Consider the following 18642-nt stretch of genomic DNA (forward strand, 5'->3'; position numbering starts at 1 on the left):
CTCGTTTCCGGCTCAACCGGATTTCTTGAAAACGGTTACATACTAGGTCGAGGAAATCGGCTGTCAAGTTTGCGCAAGATGCAACTTCTGAGGCAAATATCGATGGACTTTCCATCTACTATCCGCCATCCTTGCATTTGTAACGTTACATTCTGCCGACCCGACGTGGTGATGGAAAGATCCGCAAAGCAGGGAATTCGCGCGGTGGCGGCCGAGGCCGGCGTATCGACCGCCTCGGTATCTCGCGCCCTCAACAACCCGGAGTCGGTAAGCGCGCCGCTGCGGGCGCGGATCGCGCGCGCCGTCGAGACGGTCGGCTATATTCCGCACGCACCGGCACGCGAGTTGTCGTCGCGCCGGTCGCGCACGCTCGGCGCGATCGTCCCGACTATCGACAACACCATGTTCGCGCGCGGCATCGCCTCCCTGCAGAAATATCTCTCTTCCGTCGGCTACATGCTGTTCCTGACCACGAGCGGTTACGACCTCGACGCTGAACTGGAGCAGGCGCGCAACCTCGTCAGCCGCGGCGTCGACGGCCTCGTGCTGCGCGGCGACTGCCATCACGACGGCTTGCGCAAGATGCTTGCCGACTATTCCGTGCCCTTCATCAATGTCGGCATCTATCGTCCCGACCGGCCCTATCCCTGTGTCGGCACGGACAATCAAGCCGCCGCACACCGTGCGGCCTTGCATGTGATCGAACTCGGCCATCGGCGAATCGGAATCGTCTCCGCACTTCAGCGCAACAACGATCGGGCGAGCGCCCGCGTCGCCGGCTTTCGCCGTGCGATGGCCGAACACGGCATCAAGATGCCCCCGCAATGGCATGTCGAGGTGCCCTATACGCTGGACGATGCGCGCGAAGCCGCCCGCTACCTGCTTGGCCTCAAGGACCGGCCGACGGCGGTAGTCTGCGGCAATGACGTTATCGCCTATGGCGTGCTGCTGGAGGCCGAACGCAGCGGATTTTCGGTGCCTGACGATCTGTCGGTGGTCGGCTTCGACGATCTCGACTGGAGCCGGCATTTGCGCCCCAGCCTCACGACCATCCATGTACCGACCGGAGATACCTGGCAGCGCGCCGGCGAGTATCTCGTGCGTCACCTGGCGGGCGAGCAGACCATCATGCATCACGAAGTCGACTATTCGCTGATCGTCCGGGAGTCCACCGCATCGCCGACGCGATCATCCAAATAGCAAGGAACAATCCCAAGGAACAATCCGATGAACGCACCCTTCGCGCTGGCTCCGGGATTCCACGCCGTGGTGATCGGCGGCGCGGGCGACATCGGCGCTGCCATTGCCAATCTGTTCTGCGATCTCGGCGCGACGGTAACCGCCACCGGCGTCGACGAGGCCGATATCGCGCGTACCGTGCTGCGGCCCCGGCCGGAATTGCAGTTGGCGCCCCTCGATATCACCAATGACGAAGCCGTCGCATCGTTTGCAGGCCGACAGACACGCGTCGATGCGCTGGTCAACTGTGCCGGCATATTGGCGCGCGACAAGGAATTCGAAATCGAGACCTTTACAAGGGTGCTCGATGTCAACCTCGTCGGCACGTTCCGCACCTGCATGGCCTTTCGAGCCGCGCTTGCCGGCGCCAAAGGCTCGATCGTGAACATCGCATCGATGAACGCAACGCTCGCGCTGCCGCGCATTCCCGCCTACTGCGCCAGCAAGGGCGGCGTTGTCATGCTGACCAAGGCGCTGGCACTGGCCTGGGCGGAAGAAGGCATCCGCGTCAACGCGGTCGCGCCGGGCTACGTCGAGACGGCGATCAATGCAGCAGGCCGATCCGATCGCGCGCACTACCAGCGCATTGCCGATCGTACCGCCTTCAAAAGGTGGGGACAGCCGGAGGACATCGCCGGCGCGGTTGCATTTCTCTGCATGCCGGCGTCGCAATATGCGACCGGCACGGTTGTCGCCGTTGATGGCGGATTTCTCGCGGGCTGAGGGGCGATAGAAGAAAACCCTAGCCGGGGGCTACAGCGGAAAACGAGCTTCCACGCCGCTGCCACAAAAGGCATTCCTCTACCCTTGCTTCCGCGCAGCTATTGGCGACATTAGCCTTAGCGAAACGGAAGCTACCATGAGCCAGCCCGCATTCGATCCCTTTGGAGAGCCGGTCCCGGCGGTCGATCATTCGACTGCGCCGGTCGGCGCGTCCAAATGGCTGAAGTCGGCCGGCATAGGCCTGTTTTGGGGGCTTGTCGGCGTCATCGTGCTGGCGCGCGCGGTCTATTTCGAACCGGGCGATCTCAGCTTCGAGCGCGCCGTCGCGTGGGCGCAGGGCTTGCTCGCCTCGCTTTAATGTCTTGCCGGGATGCGCTGTACGGGTTGGGTTGCCCCGACGTCCCTATACCCAAATTGCCTTGAACCGCCCAAATTGATCTGATCGCCGTTGGTCGCCACCGGGACGACGGCCGCGCTGACGCCTGCAAATGCAGGTTGAGGGATATAACTTCTCTGTATGGGCACAATCCGAAAATGTACTAGCGAGCCCGCGCGGTCCGGCGCATAAATTATTCTCCAAGGAGGATAAGTGCCGCCACCCCAAAGCAGTTCTGACGACGCAAAGCCACGACCCGGTATGCTCGGCCGCGGCATGGCTCTCATTCCAGGGGTCGCGCTCTGCGGCATCATCACCGCCGTTTCGCTGGGCGCGCAACGCCTCGAAGAGCACGTCTTCGTCCATCCTTACGTCGAGGCACTGGTCATCGCGATCCTGCTCGGAATGGCGATTCGCATCGTCTGGCAACCATCCCAACGCTGGCGTTCCGGCATAGCCTTTAGCGCCAAGCAACTGCTCGAGGTCGCCGTCATGCTGCTCGGCGCGTCCGTCAGCTTTGGCGCGATCGCAGCCTCCGGCTATCTCTTGATTAGCGCAATCGTCACCACCGTCGTGGTGATGCTCGCGGTGAGCTTCGGCCTCAGCCGCATGCTGGGGCTCCCTACGAAAATGTCGATCCTGATCGCCTGCGGCAATTCGATCTGCGGCAACTCGGCAATTGCCGCCGTCGCGCCGGTGATCGGAGCCAATAGCAACGATGTCGCTTCGTCGATCTCCTTCACCGCCATTCTCGGCGTCTTGATGGTGCTGGGCCTGCCGCTCCTGATCCCCTTGCTGGACCTGTCGGCGACACAATACGGCATTCTGGCAGGCCTCACCGTCTATGCCGTTCCGCAGGTTTTGGCGGCGACCGTGCCCGCGGGCATCGTCAGCACGCAAATTGGCACGCTGGTCAAGCTTGTGCGCGTGCTGATGCTGGGGCCGATCGTGGTTGCCCTCTCGCTGGTCGCGGCGCGCCGCCGCAAGCTCCACGCCGATCAAACGAAGATCGCCGCCATCAGCCCATTCAAGCTGGTGCCCTGGTTTATCATCGGCTTTCTGGTGCTCGCGGCCCTGCGCTCGCTCCAGCTCGTGCCGGATCTCGTAGTCGCACCGGTGACGAAGGCGGCAGCTATCCTGACCGTCCTCTCGATGGCTGCGCTTGGCCTTGGCGTCGACGTGCGCGTGCTCTCGACCGTGGGCGGAAGGGTCACCGCCGCCGTCACGCTGTCGCTGCTCCTTCTACTGGGCATGAGCATCGGCCTCGTCCACCTATTCCCGTGACCATGTGGCGCGCAGCCGCATCGAAACCTCGATCGCGGGATTTCCATTTCAGATTGAAACGCAGCGTGCGGCACCGCGGTGGACACGCGACACAGGCCGCACGGCCTGCGAACGATCCTCTCGCCGCCACCCAAGACTGGAATAGCTGCTTGCCGGTGATCCGGGAGCGGAACCCTCCGGGGCTCGATCACACCATCGTGCTTGCCGATCCCTTCGACTTCCGCGAGGATGTCGAAGCTTGGTCGGCAAGCGGACCCGATACCGGGTTGTGAAAGGCCTCCCGGTTCAAGGCAAAGCTTGCCCGACCATGAAGCGTTTCCGTCTTTCCAGCACCAGTTTGCTTTTGCGCGAGGTGACACGATGACCTCACCTGTTTCGCAAACCTTGATCGACGCTGCGAGGACCTACGAGGCACTGTTCGTTCCGGCACTCTTTCAGCAATGGGCGCCGATGGTGGCAGATGCTGCCAGGATTGAGCGCGGCGATCGCGTTCTGGACGTTGCCTGCGGCACCGGGGTTCTGGCGCGCGAGGCGGCAAGGCGAACCGAAAGCTCAGGTCGTGTCGCCGGACTCGATCCAAACGCAGGAATGCTGGCCGTGGCGCGAGACCTCGCGCCCGGCATCGACTGGCGCGATGGAGCGGCCGAGGCGCTGCCGTTTCCGGATCGTTCTTTCGATGTCGTTGTGTGTCAATTCGGCCTGATGTTCTTTTCGGATCGCGACAAAGCAGTCCGGGAGATGCTGCGCGTGATGGTGCCTGGCGGCAGGTGCGCGGTCGCAGTTTGGGATGTCATCGAGCACGCCTCCGCCTTTGCTGCCCTCGTGGACCTGCTCGATCGCATCGCCGGGAAGCCCGCCGGTGATGCGCTTCGCGCACCGTTTGTGCTGGGTGACAGGCAGGGGCTCGCCGTGTTGTTCAAGGGCGCCGGAGCCGGCGTGGTAGATCTCACGACCTGTAGCGGCACAGCGCGATTCCCGACCATACGCGAATTCGTAGAGGCGGAACTCAGGGGCTGGCTGCCCGTCATGGGAGTTGTGCTGCCGGAGCCGCAGATCGATCGCATCCTGGCAGAGGCGGAAACAATCTTCGCTCGCTATCTCACGGCCGATGGGCTTGCTTTCGGCATATCGGCGCATCTCGCGACCTGCAGACGACCTTAGGCGGCGGAGGATCGCGACTTGCTTCGATCCCGAGGAAGCAGACCACGTCAGACCAACTCAAGCCAAGTGCAAAACTTCACTCATCCAATTTCTTGCTCACTTCAGGATCGAGCTTGCTCCGGTCGACAGACTGATAGAACGTGATGGGTCTGCATTTTCCGTCGAAATCCGCGAGTACAATGGCTGTCCACGGGCTTGTGTTCTCGCCCGAACCCTCGCGGAGGTCCGGCATGACCTTGCGAGCAGCGATCACATACCACGCGCGACCAGCCGCTGCGGCCTTCGCAGCCGCCGCGAACTCATCCAATATTCCGCGCAGATTTTTGCGCATTTCCTCTTCACTGTCCCCGCGCAGGTATTTTCGAGACGACTTTCCCGCCTCTCCGTACTCATGATGAATGTTCAACTGCAGTCGGGCATCATCCACTTCGATCTTGGTGACCCGCATCACGGCTCCGCCTTCGCGAAGATAGTCTCGCACCCGAACGTCGCAGGCCAAAAATCTGTCCGTGGGTGGCTGAGCGACGCTAGCTGCAGGGGGGACGGCGGTCTTCTTTTTTCGAGGAGCAGCATCCGCAGGCATCGTGGCGATGGTGGCGCTGAGGAGCGCCGCGGCAAGCACGACTGGAAGAGGGGCATTCATGAGTGCACTGCCAATGCGGTGCTTCTAAAACGCACTGGCCGCAACGTTAGTTCCGGGGCTAGGGAACTTTTTCCTCAGTACAGCCTTGTTTAGTGTTCTAGAAAAACGGGACCTTACGGAGGCGGTGTTTTTGACCGTCGGCAGGTCATGGACTCGATTCTCGTCAAGATCTTCGCCACGGCGCTTGCCTTCAGCCAGGTCACTACCCGGCCGGATGGGGTCAAGACGGAGTTCGATGCGCTGCGCGACCGCTCCGAGGTGGCGCAGCTTTTGAGTGCCGGCTGCGCCCACATGCGCAAGGCTTTCGACATCGAGGACATCAACCTGGACGATCTGATTGCCACTGCCATGGATGACAAGGAGGCGTTGAGCGGCGAGATCAAGGCGCTCAAAGGACTCAATCTGGCCGATCTCCACGTGGCCTACCGGGAGTTCTGCAAAGTCGAGAAAGTGGAAGGATCTCCGGTCGATCTCGGTCAGGTCATCGCTTTCTACAACAGCGCGGTCAAGGATCTGCCCGATGCCGCGCAGCTTAAAGACCTCAGGCTTCCCGGCACCAGCGTAATCCTCGATAACAAGAGCGAGCGTGTTGCCGAGATTTACGCGCCGAACAATCGCCGCATCTGGGTCAAGCTTGCGGATATCCCGGAGGCGGTGCGCAACGCATTCGTCGCCGCCGAGGACAAGCGCTTCTTCCAACACAGCGGCCTTGACGAGCGCGGACTGGTCCGCGCCTTCCTCGGCAACTTCACGAAGCCGGGCCGGCCGCAGGGCGGCTCGACCATTACGCAGCAGGTCGCCAAGAACCTGCTGGTGGGCAATGACGTCACTTACGAAAGAAAATTGCGCGAAATGATCGTTGCCTCGCGGATGGAGCGCGCCCTGACCAAGGCGGAAATCCTCGAGCTCTATCTCAACTCGATTTATCTCGGTCGCGGAGCCTGGGGCATCGAGATGGCCGCGCGCAGCTATTTCGGCAAACCGGCCAAGGCGCTCTCCGCGGTCGAGGGCGCGCTGCTCGCCGGGCTCGCCAAGGGGCCGAACTACTTCAATCCCGACCACCACCCTGAGCGCGCGCGCGAGCGCCTTGCCTACGTGCTGGGCCGCATGCAGGACGACGCCATGATCGACGCCGCCGCGGCGCAAGCAGTATTGCCGCAGCTCGTCGAATACCGGCCGACGCGCCGGGACTTCGGCTTTCACTTCGTCGATCACATCGCCCGCGAGGCTAAGGCGGTCGCGGGCCTCGATAATCTCACCAACTCCTCCTACACGGTGCGCTCGACTGTCAACTCGGCCCTGCAGCGCGTAGTCGAAGCGACCTTGCAGGAGGGCCTGGCGCGATACGAACTGAACACCGGTCGTTACAAATTTGAGGGACCCGAGGCGAACATTTCCGATGCTGTCCGTCTGAGAGCGGCTGACCAGAGCGCCACGGAGCCGGCTTGGCTCATGGCGTTGAAGACGACGCGACTGCCTCTCTATGACGTTCACTGGCAATCGGCGGTCGTCCTGGAGAATACGCGCGGCAAGCGCGGCCATGCGATCAAAGTCGGTCTGACCGACGGAAGCATCCTGCCGCTGAACACCTGGAGCGCCGCGATCGGGCGCGGTCTCAAGCCGTACGACGTGGTCTATGTGCAGGTGCGCGAAGCCAAGGGTAAGCAGGCAGCGCGTGCCGATCTGCGCATTCGACCGACCGTGCAGGGAGCGGCGCTCGTACTCGGGAACGAAACCGGCCGCATTCTCGCGATGGCGGGCGGCTTTTCGTATCCGGCAAGCCAGCTCAACCGCGTCGTCCAGAGCCTGCGGCAACCCGGCTCGACCTTGAAGCCGCTGACCTACCTCGCCGCCCTTCGGAAGGGATTGCAGCCCAACACGCTGGTGATGGACGAACCCATTACGCTGGCACCGATCGGGGCGACGGGCTACGCGCGCCAGCGCGGTTTCTGGTCGCCGAAGAACTACGAGGGCGGCGCTTCGGGCGCCATTACACTGCGGCGTGCGCTGGAAAACTCCCGGAATCTCGCCACCGCGCAACTGCTCGCGACCGGCCTCGATGACAGCGCCGAGCGAGGCCTCGACCGTGTCTGCGAGCTCGCGATGGAAGCGCAGCTCTACAAGGACTGCATGCGCTACTACCCGTTCGTGCTCGGGGCCCAAACGGTGCGGCTCATCGACCTTGCGGCGTTCTATGCGGCGATCGCCAACGAAGGCGCACGGCCCCGGACCCATGCGATCGAAACGATCGAACAGGACGGCCGCCCAATCTACCGGCACGATCCGCATGCGGTGGACTGGATCGGCTCCGCCGACCGCGCATCGTTTTACCAGTTGAAATCAATGCTGCAGGGCGTGCTCGCGCGCGGAACCGCGCGCGCGGCGAAGCATCTCTCGCCCTATGTCGGCGGCAAGACCGGTACCACGGATAATTCGGCCGATGCCTGGTTCGTCGGTTTCACAAATGACGTCACCGTCGCCATCTGGGTCGGCTATGACAACAGCGACGGCGGGCGCCGCACCCTTGGGCCCGGCCAGACCGGGGGGAAAGTAGCGCTGCCGATGTTCGAGCCGATCGTGCAGGCAGCCTGGGAGCTGCACGCTCCCAAGACGGCGTTGAACGGCCCTTCACGCGAAGCCATGCGTCAGCTCGCTACTCTGTCGATCGATCCTTATACCGGCGATCCTGTACCGGCCGGCTCCGGGCGCGCTTTCACCGAGTACTTCAAGAGGGATCCGGCGGGCAGAATCGACGATTCGCAATTTCGCATTGTCTCGCGTGCAGAAAGCTACGCCTATCGTGGCGGCCGCGACGAAGACGACGAGCCATTCCAGCAGTGGTCCTACGGCAATCGCCTTTACGGCGATAACCGGCTGCCCTTTCCATTCCCAACCTGGCGCCTTGGTCCGCGCGGATATCCCTCCTGGCGCGAATATCCCGATGACGAGGACCGCCTCCCGCGACCGCCGCTCCGCATCGATCCCGATTATTTCTGGCGGCGGCTGAATTGAGCATTGCCATGAGCCTTCACCGCGCCGCTGTCCTCATCGCCGCCTGCGTGGCCACTTGCACGGGCGCGGCAGCGCAGGAATACCAGGTGGAGGACGTGCCCGCAGCCGCCAGCGTTCCGATCGCACAGATCAAACCGCGCACGGTCATCTTCGCCGACCAACGCAACGACAAGCTCGCCGATTCCTCGACCGGGCTTATTCCTTTCGACGATTGGGCCCGCTCACGTCCGGTTCAGCGGCGCTTCCTCTCGCTCTTCCCTGACTTCGTTGAGCCCACGCTCAAGCAACAAATGAAGCTGAAGCTCTCGGTCTACCAAGCGGAGGCGCGGTTTCGACTTCCAAAGCCGGCAGCGGCGTTGGATCTGTCGCGGTATGCGAATGTCGCGTTCCTCGAGCAGATCGATCCGGCGGTCAAGCACCGGCCGATTACGGCGAGCGATGCTGTTCCCAACAAGGACGCAAGCGCCGCGCACAACCGTCCGCCGGATCGCCGCTGGTGCGAGGATGCGAAGGCGGTTTGCGTGCAGTCCCGCTACATGTTCGAAGGAAAAATTCCGTCGGGCATTCAGCTTGCCAACAAGCTGCGCGAGGAGAGCAAAAAGCCCATTCCGGATTTCATCGAGTTCCAGAGTGAGATCATGCTGGTCACGCAGCCGAACCTTGCCGAGCTGCCGAGCCTGACCGGGCTCGACTCCGCAGTCACCAGCGCGCTCGAGCAGAACATCTTTTTGGTCAACCAGGTCATCCAGTTCGGCAAGCTGCTTGCGGTTCTGCAACAGCATCCGACCGAGCGCGAAGCCGCCATCGCGACGGTCTACATCCTGATTGCGGTCAGGAACGACGTGCTGAACAAGCAAAAGGAATACAGCAATACGCCGATGCTGCGAAACCTCGTGCCCGCGCAACTGCTCATGGGCAACAGCTCCTTCAACAGCGGCGATTCGCTGAGCGCCGGCCTGCCGAAATACGCCAGAAGCCGTATCAAGGCGATCGCCGAGATCATGGAGCGGGAATGAACAGATCGCGTGCGCGAACTAGACTGGCGCCTCACGCGCACCTTGCGCGATCAAGCGTGCCTCAGACTTGTTCTTGCAATATCGCGGCACCGAGTTCGTCGAAGCGAAACAGTTGATAGATCCGCTGGCCATTGAAATCGAGTATCCTCAGATCGTCTGTTTCGTGCAAATCGCTCTCCACCGCGTGGAAATGTCCGCCATAGCGCTGCTTCGCGAGATCAAGCGGCACATCGAAGGCGACAAACTTGCCGATACCCTTGGCTTTGAGCCTGCTCAGGAACTTCGGATCGTGCAGCGTTTCGTGGGACGTGAGGACCAGCAATGGACCACCGGCCGTAAGCAGCAGAAAGGACCTCATCGATCAACTCCCTGGTCGTTGGTTTTCACCAGCATCATTGGTCCCGCGAACAATGTCGCGGTTACGTCGGGCTGGTTCTTGTCGATAGATACATAAGACCGAGAATGACGACTGAGAATAGGAGCGCGTAGGACGGGTCGAGCTTTTGTGAACCCGCATCACTGCGGGTGACGCTGGAGAACTCCCCTTCGAAGGTGCGCGCTCGCGAAAATATCGAGAACAACCCCATGCAAAGTAGCAGGCGGCCGCCGGCATTCGACAAAGCAACTTGACACGTCGGGCAAATCAGGCGCATTTTTCGATTATTCCGAAATCCTGTACGCGCCCGTCGCCCGCAATAGCGGGCGCGTCCGTCGCGATTGCAGCCGAAAAATCCTCATCCGCAATTGAAATTGCACCGAACCGCCGCGGCGAACGATCGCCTGCGCGTGGCCGAACCGCGCGCGCGGCAAGCGCGCGTGCCTAAGGAATCTCGACATGACCACCGCTCCTGATATCACTGTGCCAACGGCGATCGCCGCAACCGACCCGGCCAAAGCTGCCGCAGCGCCGCGGATAAAGCTCTTGTCGCACGGATTCTCCATCGACCATCCAGATCAAGAGCTCGGCGAACAGCTCATGGTGAATGCGCTCGGGGTCGCCGACCGCGAAGCGATGCATGGCATGCTCCGGCAATTGGTCAAGGCCAGCGTGAGCGGCGAGAGTCCTGACGAGGTCAACCTCTCTTTCATGATTTCGATGGTGAAGAGCATTCGCCCCCGTGATTCGGTCGAGGCCATGCTGGTGGCGCAGATGGTTTCGGTTCATGTGATGGCGATGCGATGCGCCCATCACCTTGCGAATGCGGACGATCTCGCTCAGCACGACAGCGCCGCGCGCGCATTGGGCAGGCTCGCCCGCACGTTTCCCGCCCAGATCGAGGCGCTGAACCGCTACCGCAGCCATGGCGAGCCCGCCATCACCGTGCAGAACGTGTCGGTCGGCGATGGCGGCAAGGCCATTGTCGGCAACGTCACGCAGCATGCGCGCGTGATCGTTTCGGACAAGAACCGGGCCTCCGCGGCGCGCAATGCGCCGAAGGCCGCGGGCTCCAGGCGAAGGCGCGCTTCCGCTGCCGCCAAGCGGGAAGCGCAGGCATGAGCGATCACATCAGAAACACCGGCCCGATGCTGGCGAGCCCGCGGTGCGGCGCCAAAACCCGCGCCAGTGGCGCGTGCCGCTCACCGGCGGTGCACGGCAAAAAGCGCTGCCGCATGCACGGCGGCGCACCGGGATCCGGCGCGCCAAAGGCAAACCAGAACGCGCGCAAGCACGGCCTGTTCACCAGAGATGCGATCGCCGAGCGGCGGCGGATTCAGACGTTGTTGGGTGAAGCGCGGAAGCTGCTGGAAGGCATGAGGTGATTGGCGTTCGCGAAACAGCGCTGCGAACGGCCGAATCATCGCAACCGATTGGCCCTCTGCAGGCGCCATTCAGCGGCAACTAGCTGGCGATAAGCCGTTGATGACCCTAAATAAAGCAGTCAGATCGGTTGATATTGCGATCCCCGCCAGCTACGTCATACTCCAGCTTGCAGTAGAAGAATCATTCAACCTTGCGATCGTGCGCCCCCGCCAGCTGCCGCCGACCGCGTAACACGTGTGCTTTTCGGCGACGGTGATCTCTATGCACGGCTACCAGCCTATCGTTATCCCGACTGCGACGACGGTTGTGGCGGCCCAACAGATGGCCAGCGGCCCCCCGATCCTGCCGATCGCGCGGATGCGGCTGTACTCGGCCGAGGAATGGGAAGCCTTTACCAACGAGTGGGCGCATTACACTTTTCAAGGCAAAAAAGTCGTCAGGTTTTCAGGTGCCGGCGACAAGGGCGTCGACATTGCCATTTTCGACCCGGGGCAGGATTTCACCGGCATCTGGGACGCCTACCAGTGCAAGCACTACGACAACGCGCTGCGGCCGTCCGACATCTACGTCGAACTGGGCAAGGTGCTGTGGTTCTCATTTAGCAGCGAATACAAAACGCCGCGCAGTTACACCTTCATCGCGCCCTGCGGCATCGGCACGAAGCTCAATAACCTGCTGATGAACCCGGCCAAGCTCAAGCAAGAACTGATCACCAACTGGGAAAAGCATTGCCGCAAGGAGATTACCAGTACCCAGGAAATCCCGCTGGAAGGCGCCTTCCTGGCCTACTTCAACGCTTTTGATTTCACGATCTTCCAGGGCAAGCAGCCGCTCGCGTTGATCGACGAACACAAGGGTCGCCATATCACTTGGCGCGGTTTGGCGGTGGGTTTCCGGCGCGTCCGATCACGGCCTGCCCGCCGGCGGCGATCGGCGCGCATGAAACCAAATACGTCGAGCAGCTTTATCTTGCCTACGCGGATCACCTGAAGAAGCCGGTCACGTCGACCACCGATCTCGGCAAGCCCATGCTGCGCGAGCATTTCTCGCGGCAACGTGAGGCGTTCTACCAGGCTGAATCACTTAGGGTGTTCGTCCGCGACAAGGTCGAGCCCGGCACGTTCGAACGGCTCCAAGACGAAATCCACGCTGGCGTGATCGACACCCACGATGACGACTATGACGACGGCTATAAGCGCGTCGTTGCGGTCACAAAAGCGGCGCAAGACATGACCATCATGGCGAATCCGATCGCACCAATCGCGCAAACGCAGGATCGACGAGGCATTTGCCATCAACTCGCGAACGACGACAGACTCAAATGGACGCGATAGAGTCCCTCCGGCGGCAGGTCACGTTCAATGGCCCGCTCGAAGCCGGCATCCGCGCCGTGGCCCTCCTCGGCGCCGCATATCCGAAGGCGTTCGATCTGCAACGGCTGACCGCGCTCGACTATCTGCTGGTCAGAACCAAAGATCTCGACGGGGGCCCGGACAGCCTGCACCCGCCGACACCGTTGCGTTCGCCCGACGCCGAGGTCCGACGCCGGATCGTGCATCATGGCCTGGTGCTGATGATGTCGCGCGACCTGGTCGAACAGGAAGCTCAGGAAGCTGGCCTGATGTATATGGCCGGCGAAAACGCGGCAGCATTTCTTGATGCCCTGCAGTCGCCTTATCTGCTGAAACTCAAGGACAGGGCGAGTTGGCTCATCGGGCATTTCAGCGGCTACACCGATGCCGAATTCAACGCGATCATTCGTCGATACTTCGAGGACTGGATCATTGAATTTCAGGAATTCGAGCGGAGCATCGGCGCGTCATGAGCGACTTTACCCGCCTCCGAATTCGTCACCTGAGCTTTCTCGGCCCGAACCGGCCGCCGGCATCTGTACGTTTCGAGCCAGGTTTCAACGTGATCTACGGCGCGTCCGATACCGGCAAGTCTTTCATTCTCGATTCCATCGATTTCATGCTCGGTGGCAAAGGCCCCCTGCGGGATTTCCCTGAACGTGAAGGCTACGACCGCGTCCTCCTCGGCATGCAGTCGACATCCGGCGAGTCGTTCACACTGCAGCGGAGCACGGCCGGCGGTGGCTTCCTGATGGTTGACGGGCTGCATGAAGCCAATTTCCCGAACGAAGCCACGACTGAGCTGCGCGAGCAACACGATGAACGCAAGGACGATAACCTCTCGCGCTTCCTGTTGAGAAAAATCGGCCTCAGCGATAAGCGGATTCGGCGCAACAAGCTCAACGAGACCAATAGCCTGAGTTTCAGGAACCTCGCCCGCCTCGCAATCGTGGATGAAGAGGAGATCATCCAGAAGCGCTCGCCGTTGTCTGACGGCAACCTCGTCGCTGACACACCGAATACGGCGACGTTTAAACTGCTTTTGACTGGCGTTGACGACTCCGCCCTCGTCGCAGCGCGAAGCTCTCCGCAGGAGCATTCCAGGGCCGGCCAAATCGAGCTGCTTGGGCAGTTGATCGCGGACAACCAAGCCAAGATCAGGAATTTATCGGGCCCACCTAAGCAACTGGAGGAGCAGGATCAACGGCTGGAAGAGAGCATACGCAGCCGCTTGCAGCTCCTTGCCGCGCAAGAAAGCGAATATAAGGACGTAGCCACCCGTCGCAGAGAAGCCCGTCGTAGGCTGGAGGAAGCCAACGAGCGTCTGGCGGAGGTCAGCGTCCTGCTTGATCGCTTTGACCTGCTGGGCAAACATTATCAGTCTGACGTCGAGCGGCTAGAAGGAATCCGTGAGGGCGGAACGCTGTTTTCATCTTTTGCAGACGGTGTTTGTCCGCTGTGCGGCGCAGAACCTGAGCATCAGCACCGCTCTGCCGATTGCGAAGGCAATGCTGACCAAGTCGTCAAGGCAGCCGAAGCCGAGCTTGTCAAGGTAACGGTGCTGCAGGAAGACCTAGCTAAAACGGTACGCCAGCTGACCAACGAGTCGCGCAGCCTGCAGCGACGCTTGCCTAAGCTCGAACTGGACGAGCTTCAGTTGCACACGAAAATCCAGGAAGAGTTGGCGCCCAATCTTAGAGCCATGCGAACCAGCTACTCTGAGTTGGCCGACAAGCGCGCCGAAGTCCGTGAAGCGCTCGGCCTCTACCAGACACTTAAGGACCTGGAAGACCGCCGCACCGCGCTCGAACTGGAGGAAGCTGAGTCATCCGGCGGTAACACACCGGATGCCGGATTGCCGGCCGCCAGCCTGGATAAGTTCTCAACAGTCATCCAGCACATCCTTCAGAGCTGGCATTTCCCCAAAGCCGAGCGGGTTTATTTCGATCAAAAAACCCGAGACTTGGTCATCGGCGGCAAAAACCGAACCTCGTTTGGCAAGGGGCTCAGGGCGATCACGCAATCAGCGTTTACGATCGGCCTCTTGCAATATTGCAAGGAGCAAGCGACGCCCCATCCGGGTTTCGCACTGCTCGATTCTCCATTGCTTTCCTACAAGGAGCCGGACGGGGATGATGATGACTTGCGCCACACCGATCTCAAAGTACGCTTCTACGACTATCTCAAGCGCATCGGCAGTGATCAACAAGTCATCATCATCGAAAACACCGACCCGCCGGACGACGTACGGCTGCAGCCTTACGCCCAGAAATTCACCGGGAATCCTGAGGAAGCCGGCCGCGCCGGCCTGTTTCCCGTCACTTAGGCCGTTCACCGGGCAACTTGCCGATAGCCTCGCTTGAGTTTGCGATGGCAAAACTTGGATAGCTTTACAACAGTCAAAGCGGCTTCGCTGCGCTCCACATATCTTTGTAAGCGATCAATTTGAGCGAAGCAGGCTCAGCTTCAACCTTTACAATGGATGCTGGAGACCGCCCTGCAATCGCGTTGAAAGACTGTGTTGCGATCCACACAAGTTCGCCGTCAACAATTATAAGGCGGTCATGAAGCGAGCGTCGAGGCGCCAGCTTCGCTTCCAGCTTCCATTTGTCGGGAAACTGAGCTTTCCATCGCTCGATCGCGGGGCGCAATGACGGCTTCACGCTATTCTCGTCACTCAAGATCTGAATTTGGATGTTCTCTGGCGCCGTCGGAACAAAATCTCGTACGAGAACCTCGTCGGCGTAGGGGTCGATAATCATCAGGGTCTTGGTTGCGCGAGCGAACACCTTCCCCACAGAGGCGAGAGCGTCAAATGCATTTCCTGCCAAGATAAACGTGCCCTGTACATCCGCGGGCACGTACATTTCGACGACGGCAAGCGAGCGATGCAAAATGGTTTGTATAGCTCCGACCGCCTGTTCGTGGCTCGCGGTGTCCACCTCTGTCGCAGCAGTGTCCATCGCGTCCCTAAAAGCGTTAGTGTCGGCGGGGTCGCGACAAGCCTTAACCAATGCATATGCTTTACCGAGCCAACGCAGAGTATCTGGGCCGTATAAATCATCTCCTCTCAAGTCGGGCATCGACTCGATAAGCCGGCCTAATTGAACGTAAAGGGAAGTCGTATCCATCGCCTGACCACGGATCGAAACCGAAACAAAGGATGTCCCACTCGAAACACAAATGGGACGAAAGGTCAAAAAACGACAGAAAAAACAAGGGAAAATTTCGAGGATGGCGCTCCCTAGGGGAATCGAACCCCTGTTTCAGCCTTGAGAGGGCCGCGTCCTAACCGCTAGACGAAGGGAGCGTGTGCTTCAGGGAATAGCCTCGAAATGTGCGGTCGGCAAGGCAAGTCTGCAGCCTTCGCACGGGTGGTTAATCCTGTTACTTCGGGTCCTCAAACCCACCCCGGTGCACGCCCAACCCCGATCCGCCCTGCCTCAGGGTTCGCTCACGAATCTGAGCTTTCCGGCCGGTTTCAGCGTCTTGGCGTCAAAGGTGCGGATTTCGGTCACCCCGCTTATATCCAGCGTCAGCACCAGACGCTCGCCGGCGACAGCCGTCGAGACGATGCGGGCGCCCTTGGGTAGGGTCTCCGTGATGTCCGTGGTGCCTGGCGTGGGGCTTCCCTCGCCGCGGTAAAGACGGTACCCGACGGCGGTCAGGACCACGGCCACCGCGAGCGCCGAGGTCAGGCCCGCGATCAGCATCATCCGCCGCACCCGCGCGATCAGCGCGGCCTGCTCGGGGGTCGGTTCGGGCGCAACGGTATCGGTCATGCAAGGCTCTAGCTTGGAACAGGGACTATCGAACGGCGGTCAAAGGCTGGAGGTTACCGTCGGCGGCGACGAGGGATCGCCCCGCCTCGACCGCGTGCTCGCGGTGCTCCGCCCGGAACTGTCCCGCTCGCGGCTGAAGGCGCTGATCCTGGCCGGTTCCGTCACCGCCAAGGGCACCCCCATCCGCGACCCCGCTTATCATGTCGCGGCTGGCGATACGATCACAATCGACGTCCCCGAAGCCGCGCCGCCGGAGCCTTTGGGCGAAGATATCGCGCTCGATATCGTCTATGAGGATGACGACATCATCGTCATCGACAAGCCGAAGGGACTGGTCGTGCATCCGGCCGCCGGCCATGAGAGCGGCACGCTGGTCAACGCGCTGATCGCGCATTGCGGCGCCAGCCTTTCCGGCATCGGCGGCGTACGGCGGCCGGGCATCGTGCACCGGTTAGATAAGGACACGACGGGCCTGATGGTGGTCGCCAAGAACGACCACGCCCACCAATCGCTGACCGCGCAATTCGCTGATCACGGCCGCACCGGTCCGATGCAGCGCGGCTATATGGCCTTCATCTGGGGCGTACCCAACCGCCAGCGCGGCACGGTCGCAGCCCCAATCGACCGGCATCCGTACGCCCGCGAGAAGATGGCGGTGCGCCCGGGCGGACGCGAGGCCGTCACCCATTGGGAATTGCAGGCGGCCTATCAGGGGCGCGATGGCAAGCCGGTCGCTTCCCTCCTCGCTTGCCAGCTCGAGACCGGCCGGACCCATCAGATCCGGGTGCACCTCGCCCATATCGGCCACCCTCTGATGGGCGATGCCGTTTATGGCCCGCACTTCAAGACCAAGGCCCGCCACCTCGGCCCCGAGGGCCAGGCGGCGCTAGCCGCCCTCGGCCGCCAGGCCCTGCACGCTTATCTGCTTGCCCTGGAACATCCCCGAACGGGAGAACTTTTGCATTGGGAGGCGCCGCTGCCGGAGGATCTCATCCTTCTGCAAAGCGCCCTGGAAGCGGCCCTATGACGCAGGCTTTTCAGGAAACTTAAGCTATACCAATAAGTTATGCCTGCCACACGGGGACGTGACGTCAGCATTCCTTCCCTATTTGTTCGTTTTTTGCTATGTTGCATATGCGTTGAATATCCAACGCGGAACATCGCAGCGTGATTGGCTTTAACACAGCGGTCACCTGCCGGGCCCGCCGCTATCGGGGGCCTGAACCACTGGAGGGCGCTCAAATGGCCCGTACAGCTACCTTGCCGGTTCTCAATGGAGAATCCGGTCTGTCTAGATACCTCGCCGAGATCCGCAAATTTCCGATGCTGGAACCCCAGCAGGAATACATGCTCGCCAAACGCTGGCGCGAGCATGACGATCGCGACGCGGCGCATCACCTTGTCACCAGCCATCTCCGGCTCGTGGCCAAGATCGCCATGGGCTATCGCGGCTACGGCTTGCCGATCTCTGAAGTCGTTTCAGAAGGCAATGTCGGCCTGATGCAGGCGGTCAAGCGGTTCGAGCCCGAGAAGGGTTTTCGTCTCGCCACCTACGCCATGTGGTGGATCAAGGCTTCGATTCAAGAGTACATTCTGCGTTCATGGTCGCTCGTGAAAATGGGAACCACCGCGAACCAGAAGAAGCTCTTCTTCAACCTGCGCAAGGCGAAGAGCAAGATCTCCGCGCTGGACGAGGGTGATCTCCACCCCGATCAGGTAAAGCTGATCGCCAAGCGTCTCGGCGTGACGGATCAGGACGTGATCGACATGAACCGCCGTCTCGGCGGCGACGCGTCGCTCAACGCGCCGATCCGCGACGACGGCGAAGCCGGCGAATGGCAGGACTGGCTGGTCGACAACTCGCCCAACCAGGAAGCCGTGATGGCCGAGCACGAGGAGTTCGATCATCGCCGTCAGGCGTTGAACGGCGCCATCGGCGTGCTCAACCCGCGCGAACGCCGCATCTTCGAGGCGCGGCGCCTGGCGGAAGAGCCGATGACGCTGGAAGACCTCGCCGCGGAATTCGGCGTCTCGCGCGAACGCGTGCGGCAGATCGAGGTCCGCGCTTTCGAAAAGGTGCAGTCGGCCGTCAAGGGCACGATTGCCCGGCAGGAAGCCGAACTCGAAGCTGCGCACTAATTCGCGGCAGAGGTATCAAGTAACGAAAGCCGGCGGCAACGCCGGCTTTTTGTTTTGGACGCGTGCTGCTTCCCCAACATCGCTGTCGTCCCTGCGAACGCAGGGACCCATACCGCGTGATCTATCGAGGAGGCGCGGTAGCAGACACCTTAT

The 18642-nt window shown here is 61.3% G+C and carries 20 protein-coding genes and 1 tRNA gene; 16 read left to right on the forward strand and 5 right to left on the reverse strand.

Going from position 1 to position 18642, the window contains the following annotated elements:
• The first annotated feature begins 171 nt into the window (after window positions 1-171).
• The 6 genes from KJQ96_RS25450 to KJQ96_RS25470 all read left to right on the forward strand — a co-directional run bounded on the left by KJQ96_RS25450 (window position 172) and on the right by KJQ96_RS25470 (window position 4783).
• Window positions 172-1200, forward strand: coding sequence for a LacI family DNA-binding transcriptional regulator (locus tag KJQ96_RS25450; RefSeq protein WP_213289152.1), 1029 nt, complete (start codon window positions 172-174; stop codon window positions 1198-1200).
• A 27-nt stretch (window positions 1201-1227) separates the two neighbouring features.
• Entirely contained in the window at window positions 1228-1962 is a 735-nt protein-coding gene (locus tag KJQ96_RS25455) for an SDR family NAD(P)-dependent oxidoreductase (protein ID WP_213289153.1), read from the forward strand.
• Window positions 1963-2098: 136 nt separating this feature from the next.
• Window positions 2099-2320, forward strand: coding sequence for a hypothetical protein (locus KJQ96_RS25460; RefSeq protein WP_213289154.1), 222 nt, complete (start codon window positions 2099-2101; stop codon window positions 2318-2320).
• A gap of 279 nt (window positions 2321-2599) precedes the next feature.
• Window positions 2600-3622: a putative sulfate exporter family transporter gene (locus tag KJQ96_RS25465; RefSeq protein ID WP_249734496.1), complete on the forward strand. Its 1023-nt coding sequence runs from the start codon at window positions 2600-2602 to the stop codon at window positions 3620-3622.
• 149 nt (window positions 3623-3771) lie between these two features.
• Window positions 3772-3894: a hypothetical protein gene (locus KJQ96_RS41435; RefSeq protein WP_256441663.1), complete on the forward strand. Its 123-nt coding sequence runs from the start codon at window positions 3772-3774 to the stop codon at window positions 3892-3894.
• A gap of 88 nt (window positions 3895-3982) precedes the next feature.
• Entirely contained in the window at window positions 3983-4783 is an 801-nt protein-coding gene (locus tag KJQ96_RS25470; RefSeq protein WP_213289156.1) for a methyltransferase domain-containing protein, read from the forward strand.
• A gap of 76 nt (window positions 4784-4859) precedes the next feature.
• Here KJQ96_RS25470 and KJQ96_RS25475 read toward each other — a convergent pair whose 3' ends face one another.
• Window positions 4860-5426, reverse strand: a complete 567-nt coding sequence (locus tag KJQ96_RS25475; protein ID WP_213289157.1) for a hypothetical protein — start codon at window positions 5424-5426, stop codon at window positions 4860-4862.
• Window positions 5427-5573: 147 nt separating this feature from the next.
• On the opposite strand from KJQ96_RS25475, the gene KJQ96_RS25480 reads away from it, so the two are divergent.
• Both KJQ96_RS25480 and KJQ96_RS25485 read left to right on the forward strand, forming a co-directional pair.
• Complete coding sequence (locus tag KJQ96_RS25480; protein ID WP_213289158.1) at window positions 5574-8438, forward strand: penicillin-binding protein 1A; 2865 nt, start codon at window positions 5574-5576, stop codon at window positions 8436-8438.
• An 8-nt stretch (window positions 8439-8446) separates the two neighbouring features.
• The gene (locus KJQ96_RS25485) at window positions 8447-9454 is read left to right on the forward strand and encodes a hypothetical protein (RefSeq protein ID WP_213289159.1); all 1008 of its coding nucleotides are present in this window, start codon (window positions 8447-8449) and stop codon (window positions 9452-9454) included.
• A 61-nt stretch (window positions 9455-9515) separates the two neighbouring features.
• Here KJQ96_RS25485 and KJQ96_RS25490 read toward each other — a convergent pair whose 3' ends face one another.
• A complete protein-coding gene (locus KJQ96_RS25490) occupies window positions 9516-9776 on the reverse strand; it encodes a cytosolic protein (RefSeq protein WP_249734485.1) in 261 nt (86 codons plus the stop codon).
• A gap of 513 nt (window positions 9777-10289) precedes the next feature.
• Here KJQ96_RS25490 and KJQ96_RS25495 point away from each other — a divergent pair.
• The 6 genes from KJQ96_RS25495 (at window position 10290) to KJQ96_RS25515 (ending at window position 14894) form a co-directional block, all read left to right on the forward strand.
• Window positions 10290-10952 (forward strand): hypothetical protein, encoded by a 663-nt coding sequence (locus KJQ96_RS25495; protein WP_213289161.1) that lies wholly within the window; start codon window positions 10290-10292, stop codon window positions 10950-10952.
• The gene (locus KJQ96_RS25500; RefSeq protein ID WP_213289162.1) at window positions 10949-11215 is read left to right on the forward strand and encodes an HGGxSTG domain-containing protein; all 267 of its coding nucleotides are present in this window, start codon (window positions 10949-10951) and stop codon (window positions 11213-11215) included. The genes KJQ96_RS25495 and KJQ96_RS25500 overlap by 4 nt, the downstream gene beginning before the upstream one ends.
• A 262-nt stretch (window positions 11216-11477) precedes the next feature.
• Complete coding sequence (locus KJQ96_RS25505; protein ID WP_249734487.1) at window positions 11478-12206, forward strand: hypothetical protein; 729 nt, start codon at window positions 11478-11480, stop codon at window positions 12204-12206.
• A complete protein-coding gene (locus tag KJQ96_RS40435) occupies window positions 12203-12550 on the forward strand; it encodes an ABC-three component system protein (protein WP_309142470.1) in 348 nt (115 codons plus the stop codon). The genes KJQ96_RS25505 and KJQ96_RS40435 overlap by 4 nt, the downstream gene beginning before the upstream one ends.
• The gene (locus tag KJQ96_RS25510) at window positions 12538-13041 is read left to right on the forward strand and encodes an ABC-three component system middle component 2 (RefSeq protein WP_213289163.1); all 504 of its coding nucleotides are present in this window, start codon (window positions 12538-12540) and stop codon (window positions 13039-13041) included. Before KJQ96_RS40435 ends, KJQ96_RS25510 begins: the two co-directional genes overlap by 13 nt.
• Complete coding sequence (locus KJQ96_RS25515; protein WP_213289164.1) at window positions 13038-14894, forward strand: AAA family ATPase; 1857 nt, start codon at window positions 13038-13040, stop codon at window positions 14892-14894. The genes KJQ96_RS25510 and KJQ96_RS25515 overlap by 4 nt, the downstream gene beginning before the upstream one ends.
• A gap of 73 nt (window positions 14895-14967) precedes the next feature.
• On the opposite strand, the gene KJQ96_RS25520 is transcribed toward KJQ96_RS25515, so the two are convergent.
• The 3 genes from KJQ96_RS25520 to KJQ96_RS25530 all read right to left on the reverse strand — a co-directional run bounded on the left by KJQ96_RS25520 (window position 14968) and on the right by KJQ96_RS25530 (window position 16350).
• Complete coding sequence (locus KJQ96_RS25520) at window positions 14968-15699, reverse strand: hypothetical protein (protein ID WP_213289165.1); 732 nt, start codon at window positions 15697-15699, stop codon at window positions 14968-14970.
• Between the two features lie 104 nt (window positions 15700-15803).
• Window positions 15804-15878, reverse strand: a tRNA-Glu gene (locus KJQ96_RS25525).
• Between the two features lie 133 nt (window positions 15879-16011).
• Complete coding sequence (locus KJQ96_RS25530; RefSeq protein WP_213289166.1) at window positions 16012-16350, reverse strand: hypothetical protein; 339 nt, start codon at window positions 16348-16350, stop codon at window positions 16012-16014.
• On the opposite strand from KJQ96_RS25530, the gene KJQ96_RS25535 reads away from it, so the two are divergent.
• Together KJQ96_RS25535 and rpoH are read left to right on the forward strand one after the other, a co-directional pair.
• Entirely contained in the window at window positions 16349-17377 is a 1029-nt protein-coding gene (locus tag KJQ96_RS25535) for an RluA family pseudouridine synthase (protein ID WP_213289167.1), read from the forward strand. The two genes, KJQ96_RS25530 and KJQ96_RS25535, sit on opposite strands and share 2 nt — an antisense overlap.
• A 215-nt stretch (window positions 17378-17592) precedes the next feature.
• Window positions 17593-18489, forward strand: a complete 897-nt coding sequence (gene rpoH, locus KJQ96_RS25540) for an RNA polymerase sigma factor RpoH (protein ID WP_028350232.1) — start codon at window positions 17593-17595, stop codon at window positions 18487-18489.
• Window positions 18490-18642 lie beyond the last annotated feature (153 nt).

This window comes from Bradyrhizobium sp. sGM-13, from assembly GCF_018398875.1.
In the GTDB taxonomy this organism is placed as follows: Bacteria; Pseudomonadota; Alphaproteobacteria; order Rhizobiales; family Xanthobacteraceae; genus Bradyrhizobium.